Source organism: Mesorhizobium sp. (genome assembly GCF_005063415.1).
Classification (GTDB): domain Bacteria; phylum Pseudomonadota; class Alphaproteobacteria; order Rhizobiales; family Rhizobiaceae; genus Mesorhizobium.
The window spans coordinates 1-528 of the sequence record NZ_SUEG01000371.1 but is presented as its reverse complement, the minus strand read 5'-3'; the positions used below and the strand labels follow the sequence as shown (position 1 = coordinate 528).

The following is a 528-nucleotide window of genomic DNA, read 5'->3' as shown; positions in this document are numbered from 1 at the left end:
TCCTGATTGTCTATGGAACGACCGAAGGCCAGACGCGGAAAATTGCCGCACGGACGGCAACGCATTTTCGCGAGCGCGGGCACCAAGTCGAGCTGCTGGATAGCGCAGCGCTCGCATCCGATTTGAAGCTCGGACACTTCGACGCGTTCGTCATTGCCGCGTCGGTCCACCAGGAGCACCACCAGGAAATCGTCACGAACTTCGTGTTTGCCCATCACGAACTGCTGAACACTAAGCCTTCAGCCCTCATATCCGTCAGTCTGTCGGCGGCGCTGGAAGACCAAAAGACGGAAGCGCAAAACTACGTGGATCGCTTCCTCTCCGTGACAGGGTGGCAACCACGCATGACCCTCCTTCTCGGGGGGGCTTTGCGCTTCACCAAGTACGATTACTTCCAGGAGCAGTTCGTCAAATTCGTCGTCATGAAACGCAGCAGCGATCAGAGCCCTGAGCGCGATCACGAATTCACTGACTGGAACGCCCTCGCCGACTTCGCTGATCGATTTCTTGAGACGGCCGGCTAAACAA

General features: G+C 57.2%; 1 protein-coding gene. It reads left to right on the top strand.

The genetic code is table 11. The annotated features are described in order from the left end of the window. The first annotated feature begins 2 nt into the window (after positions 1-2). Positions 3-524 carry a flavodoxin domain-containing protein gene (locus E5W70_RS32655; protein WP_292665500.1) on the top strand — a complete coding sequence of 174 codons (522 nt, stop codon included), beginning with the start codon at positions 3-5 and terminating at the stop codon, positions 522-524. The last annotated feature ends 4 nt before the right edge of the window (positions 525-528 follow it).